We start from the raw sequence: 14,610 nt of genomic DNA on the forward strand, positions 1-14,610 counted from the left end.
ATTAGAGTAAGGCTGTGATGGTCTTACTTTTTTTGTTAAAGTCTTTTTTGAAAATTCCCTTTTAAATGAAATAAGTTGTATACTTAACTATGTATTCTTTATATAAGGAGATTAATACATAAGTTATGAAAAAGAGAAATTGGCGGCTGGGAACCATTCTTGGGTTAGCAGTTGCGATGTTAACTGTTTTTGCACTTGGTTCTAACCGACCAAAACAGGGGCCTTTCGCGGTCCATGCAGATGATGTTTCTACCAAAACGGGAAAGAAGACAACGATCACGTTTTGGAATGCAATGAGCGGAAGTGCTTCGACTGCATTGAAGCAGATGACGGCTGACTTTGAAAAAGCTCATCCGAATATCGAAGTCAAGCTTGAAAATCAAGGCGATTATTCTGATTTGCAAGGCAAATTAAATTCAACCATGCAAAATCCTTCAAACTTGCCAACGATCACACAAGCTTATCCGCAATGGTTGTACACGGCTGTAACTAACGGCCAATTAGTTGACTTAAAGCCATATTTTGATAATTCGAAGATTGGTTTTGGTTCAATCCAACGGTCAAACATTGCCAAACCATTCCTTGAAGGGGCAACTATTAAGGGAAAACAATATGGGGTTCCGTTTAACAAGTCGACGGAAGTCTTATTCTACAACCCAGATCTTTTGAAGAAGTACGGGGTTAAGGTTCCCAAGACGATGGCTCAATTAAAGCAAGCTTCAAAGGAAATCTATGAAAAGTCAAATCATAAAGTTGTTGGGGCGGGCTTTGATGCGTTGAATAACTATTACGTCATTGGAATGAAGGGCTACGGCGATTCATTCACATCGAAATTGAACTTTGATTCAAAAGATTCAAAGAAAGTCATCAACTACTATGCTGATGGGGTTAAGGATGGTTACTTCCAAATTGCCGGCGCTCAAAAGTACATGTATCTTCCATTTACGAACGGGAAAGTTGCAATGTTTGTCGGCTCATCATCATCAGAACAATACATTAAGCCAACGCATGCCAACTATGCGGTTGCTGCCCGTCCAAGCAAGAACAACTTGCAACAAGGGACGGACATTTACATGTTCAAGAATGCCAGCAAGGCTCAACGGACAGCGGCGTTTGAATACATGAAGTTCTTAACCGAACCAAAACAACAGTTATACTGGGCAAAGACGACGGGTTACATGCCGGTCAATAACCAGGTTTTGAAGAGTGACAGTTACAAGAACCTTGCAGGGACAAAGGTTCCGCAAATCTTGTCAAATTCAACTGAAAACATGTTTACGATGCCAGTCGTTAAGAATTCAAATACGGCATTCGTTCAATTGAATCAAATTATGCAAGATATTTTGACTCATCCAAATAATAATCGAAATCAATTGATTAAACAAAATGCTCAAAAGTTAAAGAGTGCATGGAATCAATAACAAAAACTTCCTTCTGGAATAACCGGAAGGAAGTTTTTTTAGTGTTAAAATTAAGAAAAAGAGGGGGAGAAATACATGAAATCCAAAGATTCAAAATTTACCCGATATTTGAAATACGGACGTATGAGTGTTCAGGGCGAGAAGAAAAAACATTCAATTTCGATTTACTATGATACGCAAGAACATCGCTTTGTAAAATTTCACGCGTCAGCAAAAACTTCTAGAAAAATGTTGATTTATAACATGATTGTTTTAGGAATTGTTCTGCTTTTGGTTTGCTGGGATGAATTAATTTCGTGGGTTACCCCATACTGTTATTCAATTAACACCAAAGAAACGGCGCTGATGCAATGGCTAAACTCATTTGAATGGAAGTTTCATTGGTGGCTGGGAATCCTTGCGGGAGTGCTTGCAATTGGATGGTATTTGCTTAACCGCCATGTGGATCCGAATGAATTCGAAGATCCAGTCGGACTAAAAGAAGTTGTAGATTCTAACAAGGATTACGTTTTTATGTTTATCGTCATGCTGCTGTTTGATTGCTTTTTCATTTGGCTGATTTATAGTGATTCGGATTACCCGTTTCCCAATTTAGGACTAAGCGATGTGTTCACGGTTTTCTTGGTAATTCTTTTTACAATTTATTTTTTGTGTATCATCGTTGAAAGCATGATTGCGTATTGTAAATATTTATGGAATGTGAAAATTAGGAAAAAATAAAAGCATCTTTTCGGACAATTTCCGAAAAGATGCCTTTTTGTTAGGCAATCGCCTATTTCATTTTCTTCTTGTTTTCCATGATTCCATCGATTAAACCATAATCAACGGCTTCTTGAGCAGTCATGAAGTTATCCCGATCAGTGTCGGCGTTGATCTTCTTGATTGATTGACCAGTGTGATCAGCAAGAATTTGGTTGATCAACTTGCGGGTCTTAAGAATGTGTTCAGCTGCAATTTGAATTTCAGTTGATTGACCTTGAGCACCGCCAAGTGGTTGGTGAATCATAATTTCTGAGTTTGGCAATGCAAACCGTTTGCCTTTTGCTCCAGCGGTTGCAAGGATTGATGCCATTGATGCAGCCATGCCCATTACGATTGTTTGAACATCAGCGTTAACGAAGTTCATGGTGTCGTAAATTGCAAGCCCAGCTGAAACAGAACCACCGGGTGAGTTAATGTACATGTAAATATCTTTTTCTGAATCTTGGGCATCAAGGAAAAGTAATTGGGCGATAATGGCATTTGCCATGTCGTCGTTGATTTCACCTGATACCATAATGATCCGGTCCTTTAACAAACGGGAGTAAATGTCATAAGCCCGTTCGCCTTGACCAGATTGTTCAATAACTGTTGGAACTAAATTCATGAGAATTTGCCTCCTTAAAATAAAGTAACTAGTTTGAGTTTAGCACACAAAACTGATTGATTACATTCTAACCCTTTGGTCAAAAAAGGTCAAATAATAAATTAAATGGAGATAAAGCCCGCAATTAAAAGATTTTAAAAAAATAATGAATCGAATATGATAAAAATATGTCAAAAAGATTATAAAATGATTAAAAAGAATGGTATACTTAATTTAACGTTAATTAAAGGAGATGGCGAAATGTCAGGAATGCCCGCGTTAAATGACCCGGCGCTTCATTGGGAAAGCCGGTATAAACGGAACTGTTTTGTGTACATTGTAATTTATGGTTTATTAGGTGCGGTTACAGGGATCACCAATAATACATTGGTTTCATACCTTGACCTTGCTGCGCCGAAAGTTGTTACTGGACTGAATATTTATACTGCGATTGGATCAGTTTTAATGGCAATTATGCTGATTTACATTCACAAGACCGGATACAAGAAAGTTTTGGTCGTTGCACCAATTTTAACGATTGCAACGATGCTAGCAATGATTTTTACTGAAAATACACAAATTATTGCGATTTCATATGCATTATTAACCGCTGGGGTCGGAATTTACGATTTCATGTACCCATTAATGTATTCGGTTTACGTTCCGCGGAAAATTCGGACATTCATGATGTCAGCCGTAATGATCACTAACCTGGTTACCCAAGCGGTTGTAACGTTCTTTGGCGGAAAGGTTGTTGTTTGGGTCTTCAGTAAGATTATGGGAATCGGTTATGACAAGGCTTCGGTTTTATCAGGAAACCAAGCCCACATGACTGGCAGCACATTACATAACTACATCACATCATACAAGTCAGTGATCTACATTGCGATTGGCTTTACTGTCTTGGCATTTATTTGCTCATTGTTCTTGAAGGAACGGCCAAGCGACTACACAGAAACGGAAGCTGAACTTGCTGAACGGAAAGCTAAGAAGGCCGTTAACTTTAAGATGTTGGCTCAAAAGGACATTGTCTTATTCGTTACGTTCCTTGCTTTGATTCGGGTAGGGGCATACTTGGTAACACCATACTTCCCAATTTACCTGAACAACTTCTTACACATCCAACGGGGAACCGTTTCAACGATTATTACTTTGCAAACCTTTGCGATGTTGATTGGTTATACATTTGCACCGTGGTTGGAAAAGAAACTTGGTTCAATAGTTTCAATTTCAGTCATGACGCTTTCATGTACGCCATTGATGCTGCTGATGGCGAAGGGGAACATCTTCGGCAGCAACGTGGCAATTGCAATCGGAATTGTTTTGTTCCTCCGTTCAGGCTTGGCCAACGCTTCAATGCCGGTCCAACAGTCATTGCAAATGGCGCTTGTCCCGAAAAACTTACGGCCCGCATTTAGTTCACTAACAACGATCGTCAATGCGGTTGTCGGAATTGGGGTTGGATTATTTACATCATTGTTCTTACTGAAAGATCCATCAGGCTATGCGATTGCATACTATATTGCAGCGGCCTTCTATATCATTGCATGTATTCTTCTCTTGATCTTAAAGAAGAAATACAACCGCATCATGGAAAAAGAATCTGAAGAAGAAAAAATCGAACGCAAGCAAGAAGAACAAGCGGAGAAAAAAGAAGAACGGGAAGCTTAATACAAAGAAGGAAATGGCAACTGCTATTTCCTTCTTTGTAATTTGATTTTTTTAATAATTAGCGTAAAATATTCTCCTAGTATGACTTAAGTCAAAATAAACGATGCCTGTGAGCATTAATTTTGGAGGAAGATATTTATGGATAACTCAAAACCAACCAGTCTCAGTAAGGATCAAAAGCGTGTAATTGCGTCTACTGCGACTGGTTTTTCTTTTGAAAACATGGACTTTAACTTCATGTCTTTCGCTTTGACTTCCGTAATTGCCAGTTTGGGAATTACGACGACTCAAGCCGGGATGATCAACACGATTACCAACCTTGGAATGTTGCTTGGGGGATTGATTTTTGGAATCCTGAGCGATAAGTACGGCCGGGTAAAGATTTTCTCATATACGATCTTTATTTTTGCCGGCGCAACAGCGTTAATGTACTTTGCAAATAGCTTTACGATGGTTTGCATTTTGCGGTTCCTCGTCGGTTTTGGTGAAGGTGGGGAATACGGTGCTGGAATGGCAATGATCGGCGAGTATTTCTCAGCTAAGCGGTATGGTCGGGTAACGGCGATTGCAAGTATCGGCGGCCAACTTGGGGGCATCATTGCTGCGATTTTATCGGCATTGATCTTACCGCACTTTGGTTGGCACGTCTTATTCTTAGTCGGGGTCTTCCCAGTGATCTTAGCATTCTTTATTCGGCGGAATTTAAAGGAAAGTCCGACGTTCTTGAATAACCAAAAGAAAGCAGACAAGCCGAAAGTTTCATTCTCACGGTTGTTTGAAACTCCTCAACTTGCCGGGCGAACGATTGGTTTGATTTTCATGCTGATCGTGCAAACAGGTGGTTACTACGGCCTGATGAACTGGCTTCCAACCATCGTACAAAAGCAACTCGGGATTACTGTTCGCGGATCATCATTATGGATGGTGGCAACGATTATCGGAATGTGCATCGGGATGCTTGTTTTCGGAAATATCTTAGATTACTTTGGTCCGCGGAAGTCATTTGGCTGCTTCTTAATTGGAGCTGCATTTGTGATTTATGCGTTGATTCAAGCCCGCAACATGATCGAGTTGGTTATTTTAGGAGCGATTGTCGGTTTCTTCGCAAACGGAATGTACGGTGGTTATGGTGCTATTATGACATACCTGTACCCAGCTGACATTTCAGCAACTGCGAATAACCTGATCATGAATGTCGGAAAAGCGGTCGGAAGTTTTTCAACGATTGTAATCGGCTTTTTGATGAGCAAGTATTCAATGAATGTCGTAATGGGCTTCTTATCGGTGATGTATCTTTTAAGTTTTGTTGTAATGCTGCTGATTCCTGGATTAAAAGAAATGGGAAAGAAGAAAGTATAATCGGAAAATCTGAATATAATAAAAAGGCTGCGTCTTAGTTGCGACGCAGTCTTATTTTTAACCTCGAAAATAATTTAAAAAGTAATTAATAACCCGAAAAATCAGGTAAATAATCGCACAAATTACGAAGAGTTTTAAAATAATGTACAGGATCGGAATGTACCATAATTCAGTTTTAAAAAGCGCGAAAACGGGGTGGATTCGATGGTAAATTCCAGTATGCGGATTTAACCCAATCAAAAGTTGAATTCCAAAAATGATGACCCCAAGAATGACGCTGAGTTTGAATTGTTTATGGTTAATCAATATGATCCCTCCCTCACGAGTTTCATTATAATATGAAAGGGTTTGAAAGAGAATATTAAATTCAAAATCGCAACCGAATTTTAAAATCAAAAATTTTTGACTATATTATTGACAACGCTTACATAGTGATATATATTATCAGTGTAAGGTATTTAATAATTTACCTTCTAATCAATTCTCTTTCTCTCTTATGCCGAGGTTGTGACAGTTGTCATAGCCTCTTTTTTATTGATTAATTTTTTTGTACACTGGAATTAGGAATTTAAATGGAGGGATTGCCATGAAGAGTCACGAAACGTTAACGTTGATTGAAGAAATTACGCGCAATGATGGTTCGCGGTATTTTGAAATTTCAAACATTGTTCAAAATGGCCGGGCTGAACTGGCTGCAATTCGCGGTTTTATTAAAGAAGTGCGAATTGTTCAATTAAACATTCCGCGTTCCAAAAATGTGATTGCATACGAAAACTACATCAACGAAAATTTTGAAATGCCGGAAGAAAACTTTGACCATTTTGAAGAGTGGAAGCGGACGCCAGAAATGGAAGAGGTCGTTGAAAATATCTTGCATGAAAATCATGTTGCTTAAATTATAAAAGCGTTAATCTTGGTAGAACCTACTCGAGATTAGCGCTTTTATTTTAATAATATTAATTTTTAGAATTTAGTATTTTTTGGCTTTCATAGAACTCTTCAGCAGCAGGCAATTCATTAAAATCGAAGGTTAGATTTTGATAGTTCTTTAGTGCATTTTTTATATCATCGATGGTTATATTGAAATATTCTTTACGATGATTTACTTGGTTAATGCGTTTATCATTAAATTTATTATGTAATTCAGATTCAAGTTTATATGCATTATCGCTAAATATTAATGCATGAACGTCAAATTTAAATGGAACTGATGCACTTCCAAGTTCATTAATACGATCAAGAGGATTTAGACGGCGTGTAACGCCAATTTTGAATACATTTTTTCCAAATGAACCAATGTTGGAAATTATATAAACATAGCCGGCCGTTGGATTTTCTGCTCGATTGTTTAATTTTTCCTTTTTTTCCTGTATTTCAGAAAGTTTGTTTTGTAATTTAGAAAGCTGTTCCTTTAAGGAAAGAATTTCATTTTCATCTTTTGAATTGTCTATTTTTTCTTGCACTTCTTTTTCGGCCTGAGCAAAGTGTTGCTCATCTTTCTCATATTTTTTGCGCTCACTAGCTAATTCACGTTGAAGCGCTTTTTCCTCACGTTCGCGTTCTCTTTCTTCACGAAGTTGTTCTTTTTCTTCTTCCTTTTTTAGGGCATATTCTAGTGCAATATGGGCTTCATTAATTTTACTATCTAGGTAGTCTTCGGATATTCTAACACTGTTAGACTCCATTAATTTGTTTAATTGTTCATATGACCTTAAAATTCTTTTTTCAATGGTTTCTATATTTGATTTGGTTACTTTATTGATTGCAGCTTCACATTCTCCATTGAAAGCACGAAGCATAATTTTTATATTTTTCTTTTGCATTGCTTTTCCTTTTGCAACGCTATTATTTAAAGTCATTTGAGTAGTAACAATTCCTGTCTTGTTTTCTCTTATCATTTCTTTTTGATTGGCACGTTCAGTAAGTAATTTTGCTTTATAGGCACTAGAATTAGCAAATTTATATCTTGGTTTATATAGCCCAAATGACTCCATATTAACTTCATCTTTAATTGAAACTAATTGATTTTCTAAATCGTTGATTTGACTATTTATTTCTTGTTCATCGTTTGAAAGAGATTGAATTTCATTTTTTCTTGATAAGATTGCTGACTCTAAATCAGATAGTTCTTTTTCTTTTTTATTTATTTTAATTTCCAGATCGATTGGTTTTAATTGTTTAACAGAAAGTTTTAAATTAGCTGTTTCTTTCAAACTTTGATTTTCTTCTTCAAGTCTTTGAATTGTTTCAGCATTTTGTTGGATAGTTGTTTTAAATTGCTTGATTTTGAAAAAATCTTTAAAAGACATTAGTTCCTCCTTGAAATTATAAAATTTGGATTAGGTGAAAATATGATCTAATTTTATCATATTTTGATGTATTTTTTAGATTTAAAATCTTATTGTAGTTATAGAAATAAAATCTATATAGTAAAAGATATTGAGAGAAAAAGCTTTCAGAAAATAGCTTAATATGTTCATAACACCCATTAATGGCAATATGGTAAATGAAAAGGGATTGTGGTAAAATAATGGCGTACTCGGAAGAGTAATTACATGTATATTTTTAGGAGGCTGTTTTATGTCAGTATTCGTAAATGGTAACGCAATCTACAACGATGCTCGTAAGGGTCACTACGCTGTTGGTGCGTTCAACACAAATAACTTGGAATGGACACGTGCTATTCTTCAAGCTGCCCAAGAAACAAACACACCTGTTTTAATTCAATGCTCAATGGGTGCTGCTAAGTACATGGGTGACTATAAGTTAGTTAAGAACTTAGTAGAAAACGAAATGCGTGTTATGAACATCACAGTTCCAGTTATCATGCACTTAGATCACGGTAACTATGAAGCTGCTAAGGAATGCATTAAGGCTGGCTACTCATCAGTTATGTTTGATGGCCACGACTTACCATTCGAAGAAAACTTAGAAAAGACAAAGGAAATTGTTAAGTTAGCTCACGAACGCGGCATTTCTGTTGAAGCCGAAGTTGGTTCAATCGGTGGTACAGAAGACGGTGTCACAGGTGCCGGCGAATTAGCTAGTGTTGAAGAAGCTAAGACAATGGCTGCAACAGGCGTTGACTACTTAGCATGTGGAATTGGTAACATCCACGGCAAGTACCCAGAAAACTGGCAAGGTCTTAACTTCGACCGTTTGAAGGAAATTGCTGACGCTGTTGATACACCATTAGTATTACACGGTGGTTCAGGTATCCCTCAAGAACAAATCGAAAAAGCAATTAGCATGGGTATCTCAAAGGTTAACATCAACACAGAAAACCAACTTGCCTTTGCTGCTGCAACTCGTAAGTACATCGAAGCAGGTAAGGATGAAGAAGGTAAAGGTTACGACCCTCGTAAGTTACTTGCTCCTGGTACACAAGCAGTCGTTGATACAGTTAAGGAAATCATCGGCTGGCTTGGGACACCATCAATTAAATAATCGATTATTAATTGACATAAATAAAAAAGCTGCGATTTTAAGTCGCGGCTTTTTTGTTGTCTTTGATTTGAGGATAAATTAAACATAAAAATTAAGGTCACGGGATAAACCCATGACCTTAATTCAATTATTCAATTAAATTTCTTCAACAGCTGGTTTTTCACCATCATTGATGAAGTATACCTTGTACCATGTTAAGAACGTGTAAACATTCCAAATTTGCTTCCGGCTGTCGTTCTTACCATCATAGTAATCATCGAGCATCTTAAGCAATTTGTCTTGCTTGAAGAATTCCTTAACGTAATCTTGTGAGAATTCATTCCGCACGATCTTGTAGTACTTTTCTTCGTGTAACCAGTCCCGAATAGGAGTTGGGAAACCAAGTTTTTCACGGTTGTACCATTCTTTTGGTAAGTGGCGTTTAGCAGCTTGCCGGAATGCATACTTCGTGTTCTTTGAGTTGATCATGTACTTGGTTGGAACCTTTTCTGAAACCTTGGCAACTTCGACATCAAGGATCGGAACCCGGGCTTCAAGGGAAGCGGCCATTGTCATCTTATCAGCCTTTAATAAGATATCGCCAGGCATGAAGTGGTGCAAGTCAAGGTATTGCATCTTCCGGATTTCAGCAGTTTGGTCTTCAACCTTTTCGTATGTTGGGCCAATGATTTGTTGAATCGTTGGTGCGTCTTGATAATCGGCTTGCAAGAATTCGGTTGCTTCTTCCGGTTCAAAGACCCGTGAATCACCGATGAAGAAATCTTCAGCAGGGGCGATTGATGTGTACAAGTGAGCCTTGCCGTGGAAGTTCTTATCCCGAATTGAATCAGCAATTTTCTTCCGGGCCTTGCGTGGCAACTTCTTTAATGCTTCAGCAATCAACCGGATCATCCGTGACTTGGTCCAGAAACCGTATGCTTGGTAACCACCGAATAATTCGTCAGCACCTTCACCACTCATGACCACCTTAACATCCTTGGCAGCAAGTTTTGACAAGAAGAACAATGGAATGCATGAGAAGTTTGAATCTGGTTCATCAAGGAAGTATTGAATTTGAGCAAAGTGACTGAATGCGTCATTGGCATCAATCGTTTCGGACTTCATGTTTGTTCCTAATTCCTTTGCCAAATCTTCCGCATCGTTGATTTCGTTAACCTTTCCGCGGTCAAAACCAACTGAGTATGTTGTATGTGGCTTCAGAACTGAAGCAACGTAACTTGAGTCAACTCCACTTGAAAGGAAAGCTCCGGTTTTAACTTCCTTATCAGTGATTGAGTGGGCCTTTACTGATTCAACAACGGCATTGTCGATTTCATCAGTAATTTCACCTAATGATTCGTTTGAAGGTTGAGCCTTGTAATCGAAGTATTGGTGAATGTCCATTGTCCCATCACGATAGATGAAGTAATGACCTTCCTTCAATTTATATACACCCTTGAAGAATGTTTCATTCAATGCTGAGTATTGGAATGTCATGAACGGTTTCAAGGCTTGCTTATTAAGTTCTTTCTTAAAGCCTGGGTGACGCAAGAAACTCTTGATTTCAGAACCATACATGAAGGTATCACCCATTTGAGTGTAGTAAAATGGCTTGATTCCGAATGGATCACGCGCACCAAAAAGTTCCTTTGTCTTGAAGTCGTAAATTACGAATGCAAACATTCCGCGTAATTTTTTCAAAATGTCTGTTCCGTATTCTTCATACCCGTGAAGGATAACTTCCGTGTCAGTATGCGTTGTAAATTCGTGTCCAGCAGCAACAAGTTCATCACGGAGTTCTTGGAAGTTATAAATTTCACCGTTAAATGTGATGACCTTTGATTTGTCTTCGTTAAAAATCGGTTGCTTACCTTCGTGGACATCGATAATGCTTAACCGCCGCATTCCGATGGCAACATTTTCGTCAACGACTTGACCGCCGCTATCGGGACCACGGTGTTTGATTGCATCCATCATTTTAGTTAAAATGGGGCGTTTTTCATCAGCACCCATTGAATCATTTATGAATCCTGTAATTCCACACATAATCAAATTCCTTTCTTATATATGAACGAATTATATCGCTATTACTGTAAATAATAAAGCAAATTTCAATTGTTGCAACCATTAAATCGAAATCTTGGCGATTTATTAAGGAACTTCGGCCGTCTTTTAACGGCGAAATATGCTAAAATATCAATATTAAGTGATTGAAAGGACGGAATTGATATGGCAGAGGGAAAACGCCGGTTTAAGGTTCAAATTGACGGCGAAGAATTTACGATTATTGGGAAGAGTACCCCTGAACACATGAATGCGGTAATGGAAGTTGCAAACCAAGAATTGGCAACGATCAAAAAAATGATGCCATCCCTTTCGGAAAAGAAGGCCGCATTACTTTTAGCAATCAACGCAGTTTCAGATCAATTGGAAAAGCAGGAAGAATTAGATAAATTGCAACGGAAGATTGAAGATCAAACAAACTAGGTGATTAAATGTTAACGTTAATTATCGTTTTATTGTTGATTTTAGCTTTTCGATTTGGACTTAAACGCGGTCTTTTAATGACCCTTTTAAGTGTTGCGGGCTATGTCATTGTTTTTTTACTTGCAGTCTTTTTAGCCAAACCGATGGGCGCAGCTTTAGCAACGATGATGCCGGCACTCTGGAAAAATTCGATTTTTTCAGGAATGTTTTATAACGTGCTTGCATTTTGGATCATTGCAATTGTCGGCAGTATTATTTATCGCTTTTTAGCACGGACAGTCAACGGAATTACCAAGTTACCATTAATTTCGCAGGTTAACGCCTTGGCGGGGGCAGCCTTATCAACGATTTTAATGTACGTGGTAATTTTCTTTGCGCTGTTATTGATGGCAGCGTGGCCAAGTCAAAACGTGCGGGCCACGGTTCAACAATCGCCGGTTGCTGAATGGATTTTAAAGAAAACACCAGTGATCTCACAGCAGATAATGAATGATTATAATGATCAAAATCAATTCTAGAAGGGAGGAGCAGCATGAATAGCAAAATTTTAAAGACATTAGAGTACGACAAAATTCGGCAACAAATCGCGGAATACACGGTAACTGAAAATGGTAAGAAGCTTGTTGAACGGATGAAACCGCAAAGCGATTATGACCGAATTGATGAATTATTAGACGAAACCCAGGACGGAGCAGATATTTTGCGGTTGAAGGGCGGAATTCCAATGCCAAAACTGCTTGATATTCGAATGCAGTTGAAACGCCTTGAAATTGGTGCAACCTTGAACGGCAAGGAACTTGCGATGATTGCAAAGGTTTTACGGGCAACGAACGCCGTTAAGGCTTTTTTCCGCGAATTGCTTGATGATGAAGTGGTTTTACAGCGTCTTTATGATTTAAATGATCAGCTTGAAACTTTACCGGATGTTGCCAAACGGTTATTAAATTCAATCGAAGGCGACGGGCATGTGACGGACGATGCGTCGAGCTTATTAAAGAGTTTACGACGGCAAATTGAAAATACGGAAGCCGAGATTCGGGATAAACTTTCAAGCCTGACGCGCGGAAGCAAGTCAAAATATTTAAGCGATTCGCTGGTTACGATTCGGAACGACCGTTATGTAATTCCGGTCAAAGCTGAAAATCGCGGTCAATTTGGCGGGGTCGTTCACGATCAAAGTGCTTCAGGGCAAACCCTATTTATCGAACCGCAAGCAATTGTCGATTTGAATAACCGGTTGAAGCAGCAACAATTAGCTGAAAAAGAAGAAATTCAACGGATTTTGCGCGAATTGTCCGAACTGATCGCCCCGTATACGAATGAACTTTCTGAAAATGCGTGGATTTTAGGCCGGATGGACTTTATTAATGCCAAGGCCCAGTATGCTCACGAAATTAAGGCAACGTTGCCGGAAATTTCAGCTGAAAATGACATTTATTTGCGCCAAGCATGGCACCCGCTCCTTGATCCGAAGACGGTGGTTAAAAATGACATTTCGCTTGGCAAAGATTATCAGGCAATCGTCATCACCGGACCCAACACTGGTGGGAAAACCATCACGTTAAAGACCTTAGGATTGATTCAATTGATGGGACAATCTGGCCTATTTATCCCAGCAGCTGAAGAAAGTCGGATCGGTGTTTTTGATGAAGTGTTTGCTGACATTGGTGATGAACAGTCGATTGAACAAAGTTTGAGTACCTTTTCATCACACATGACCAACATTGTTGATATTTTGAAGCATATTACTTCCCAATCACTGGTTTTATTCGATGAATTAGGTGCCGGAACTGATCCGCAGGAAGGAGCAGCTTTGGCGATTGCGATTTTGGATGCCGTGGGGGCTGAAGGAAGTTATGTCGTGGCAACGACCCACTATCCCGAATTGAAGGCTTATGGTTATGAACGGCCGCAAACAATTAACGCGTCAATGGAGTTTGATAGTGAAACTTTACAACCGACATATCATCTGTTGATTGGAATTCCAGGACGCAGTAACGCATTCGACATTTCGCAACGCCTTGGATTGCCGGAAATGATCGTTCAGTCTGCCCGGCAATTAGTGGCGCAAGACAGCCAAGACTTAAATGAAATGATTGCTGATTTGGTCAAAAAACGGCATGATGCAGAAGAAAAGCAGGTCTTTTTCAAGAAACATTTGAAAGAAGCCGAAAAATTGCATCATGATTTGGAAAAGGGCTTTGAAAAATTTGAAAGCCAAAAAGAAAATCAGTTGAATCATGCTAAACAACAGGCTAACCAAATCGTAAACGATGCTCAACGCAAGGCAGATCAGATCATTGCCGATTTACGGAAAATGCGGACGCAAAGTGCAAGTGCCGTTAAGGAGAATGAATTGGTCGATGCGAAAACGAAGCTGAATAAGTTGGAACAGCCAATTAACCTTAAAAAGAACAAGGTTTTGCGGCGGGCTAAAAGCCAAAAAGAATTTCATGTTGACGATGACGTGCTGGTCAAATCATACGGTCAGCGGGGAGTCTTGCTCCGGAAAGTTGATGACCATCATTGGGAAGTTCAGCTTGGAATTTTGAAGATGAAAATTGATACGGATGATCTTGAAAAGGTTAAGGTTGATGATCAACCCGCAACGCATGCCAATGTAAGTGTTAAGCGCAGTACGTCATCAGGACTATCAACGAGTCTTGATCTTCGGGGACAGACAAAAGAAGAAGCTTTGATGAGTGTTGACCGATACATCGATTCAGCATTGCTTGCTGGTTATCCATCAGTAACGATTATTCATGGAAAGGGAACGGGAGCTTTACAACAAGCGATCAAACAGTACCTTTCAACGAACCCATCCGTCAAGAGCTTTAATTATGCATCGCCGAATGCGGGTGGCGATGGCGCAACGATTGTGAACTTTAAGTGAAGGTGTGA

At 38.9% G+C, this 14,610-nt stretch carries 13 protein-coding genes; 9 read left to right on the forward strand and 4 right to left on the reverse strand.

The features are described 5' to 3' along the window. Window positions 1-125: 125 nt before the first annotated feature. Entirely contained in the window at window positions 126-1,421 is a 1,296-nt protein-coding gene (locus FC33_RS05830; protein WP_057827671.1) for an extracellular solute-binding protein, read from the forward strand. Window positions 1,422-1,496: 75 nt separating this feature from the next. Then, the gene (locus FC33_RS05835) at window positions 1,497-2,141 is read left to right on the forward strand and encodes a hypothetical protein (protein ID WP_057827672.1); all 645 of its coding nucleotides are present in this window, start codon (window positions 1,497-1,499) and stop codon (window positions 2,139-2,141) included. 52 nt (window positions 2,142-2,193) lie between these two features. On the opposite strand, the gene clpP is transcribed toward FC33_RS05835, so the two are convergent. Further along, complete coding sequence (gene clpP, locus FC33_RS05840; RefSeq protein ID WP_057827673.1) at window positions 2,194-2,787, reverse strand: ATP-dependent Clp endopeptidase proteolytic subunit ClpP; 594 nt, start codon at window positions 2,785-2,787, stop codon at window positions 2,194-2,196. Window positions 2,788-3,027: 240 nt separating this feature from the next. Here clpP and FC33_RS05845 point away from each other — a divergent pair, with 240 nt between their 5' ends. Further along, a complete protein-coding gene (locus FC33_RS05845) occupies window positions 3,028-4,437 on the forward strand; it encodes an MFS transporter (protein WP_081037073.1) in 1,410 nt (469 codons plus the stop codon). 138 nt (window positions 4,438-4,575) lie between these two features. Then, complete coding sequence (locus tag FC33_RS05850; protein ID WP_057827674.1) at window positions 4,576-5,796, forward strand: MFS transporter; 1,221 nt, start codon at window positions 4,576-4,578, stop codon at window positions 5,794-5,796. 57 nt (window positions 5,797-5,853) lie between these two features. Here FC33_RS05850 and FC33_RS05855 read toward each other — a convergent pair whose 3' ends face one another. Next, window positions 5,854-6,102 (reverse strand): hypothetical protein, encoded by a 249-nt coding sequence (locus FC33_RS05855; protein WP_057827675.1) that lies wholly within the window; start codon window positions 6,100-6,102, stop codon window positions 5,854-5,856. A gap of 280 nt (window positions 6,103-6,382) precedes the next feature. On the opposite strand from FC33_RS05855, the gene FC33_RS05860 reads away from it, so the two are divergent. Then, complete coding sequence (locus FC33_RS05860) at window positions 6,383-6,691, forward strand: hypothetical protein (protein WP_057827676.1); 309 nt, start codon at window positions 6,383-6,385, stop codon at window positions 6,689-6,691. Between the two features lie 61 nt (window positions 6,692-6,752). Here FC33_RS05860 and FC33_RS05865 read toward each other — a convergent pair whose 3' ends face one another. Then, window positions 6,753-8,105 carry an SNIPE associated domain-containing protein gene (locus tag FC33_RS05865; protein ID WP_057827677.1) on the reverse strand — a complete coding sequence of 451 codons (1,353 nt, stop codon included), beginning with the start codon at window positions 8,103-8,105 and terminating at the stop codon, window positions 6,753-6,755. Between the two features lie 271 nt (window positions 8,106-8,376). Here FC33_RS05865 and fba point away from each other — a divergent pair, with 271 nt between their 5' ends. Beyond that, a complete protein-coding gene (fba, locus tag FC33_RS05870; protein WP_057827678.1) occupies window positions 8,377-9,243 on the forward strand; it encodes a class II fructose-1,6-bisphosphate aldolase in 867 nt (288 codons plus the stop codon). Window positions 9,244-9,378: 135 nt separating this feature from the next. On the opposite strand, the gene asnB is transcribed toward fba, so the two are convergent. Continuing rightward, on the reverse strand, window positions 9,379-11,268 hold the full coding sequence (gene asnB, locus FC33_RS05875; RefSeq protein ID WP_057827679.1) for an asparagine synthase (glutamine-hydrolyzing): 1,890 nt from the start codon (window positions 11,266-11,268) through the stop codon (window positions 9,379-9,381). Between the two features lie 183 nt (window positions 11,269-11,451). Here asnB and zapA point away from each other — a divergent pair, with 183 nt between their 5' ends. The 3 genes from zapA to FC33_RS05890 are packed head-to-tail and all read left to right on the forward strand — an operon-like array spanning window position 11,452 to window position 14,602. Then, window positions 11,452-11,709 (forward strand): cell division protein ZapA, encoded by a 258-nt coding sequence (gene zapA / locus FC33_RS05880; protein WP_057827680.1) that lies wholly within the window; start codon window positions 11,452-11,454, stop codon window positions 11,707-11,709. Between the two features lie 8 nt (window positions 11,710-11,717). Further along, window positions 11,718-12,227, forward strand: coding sequence for a CvpA family protein (locus FC33_RS05885; protein ID WP_057827681.1), 510 nt, complete (start codon window positions 11,718-11,720; stop codon window positions 12,225-12,227). A gap of 14 nt (window positions 12,228-12,241) precedes the next feature. Next, window positions 12,242-14,602 (forward strand): endonuclease MutS2, encoded by a 2,361-nt coding sequence (locus tag FC33_RS05890; RefSeq protein WP_057827682.1) that lies wholly within the window; start codon window positions 12,242-12,244, stop codon window positions 14,600-14,602. The last annotated feature ends 8 nt before the right edge of the window (window positions 14,603-14,610 follow it).

Source organism: Ligilactobacillus aviarius subsp. aviarius DSM 20655 (assembly GCF_001436315.1).
In the GTDB taxonomy this organism is placed as follows: Bacteria; Bacillota; Bacilli; order Lactobacillales; family Lactobacillaceae; genus Ligilactobacillus; species Ligilactobacillus aviarius.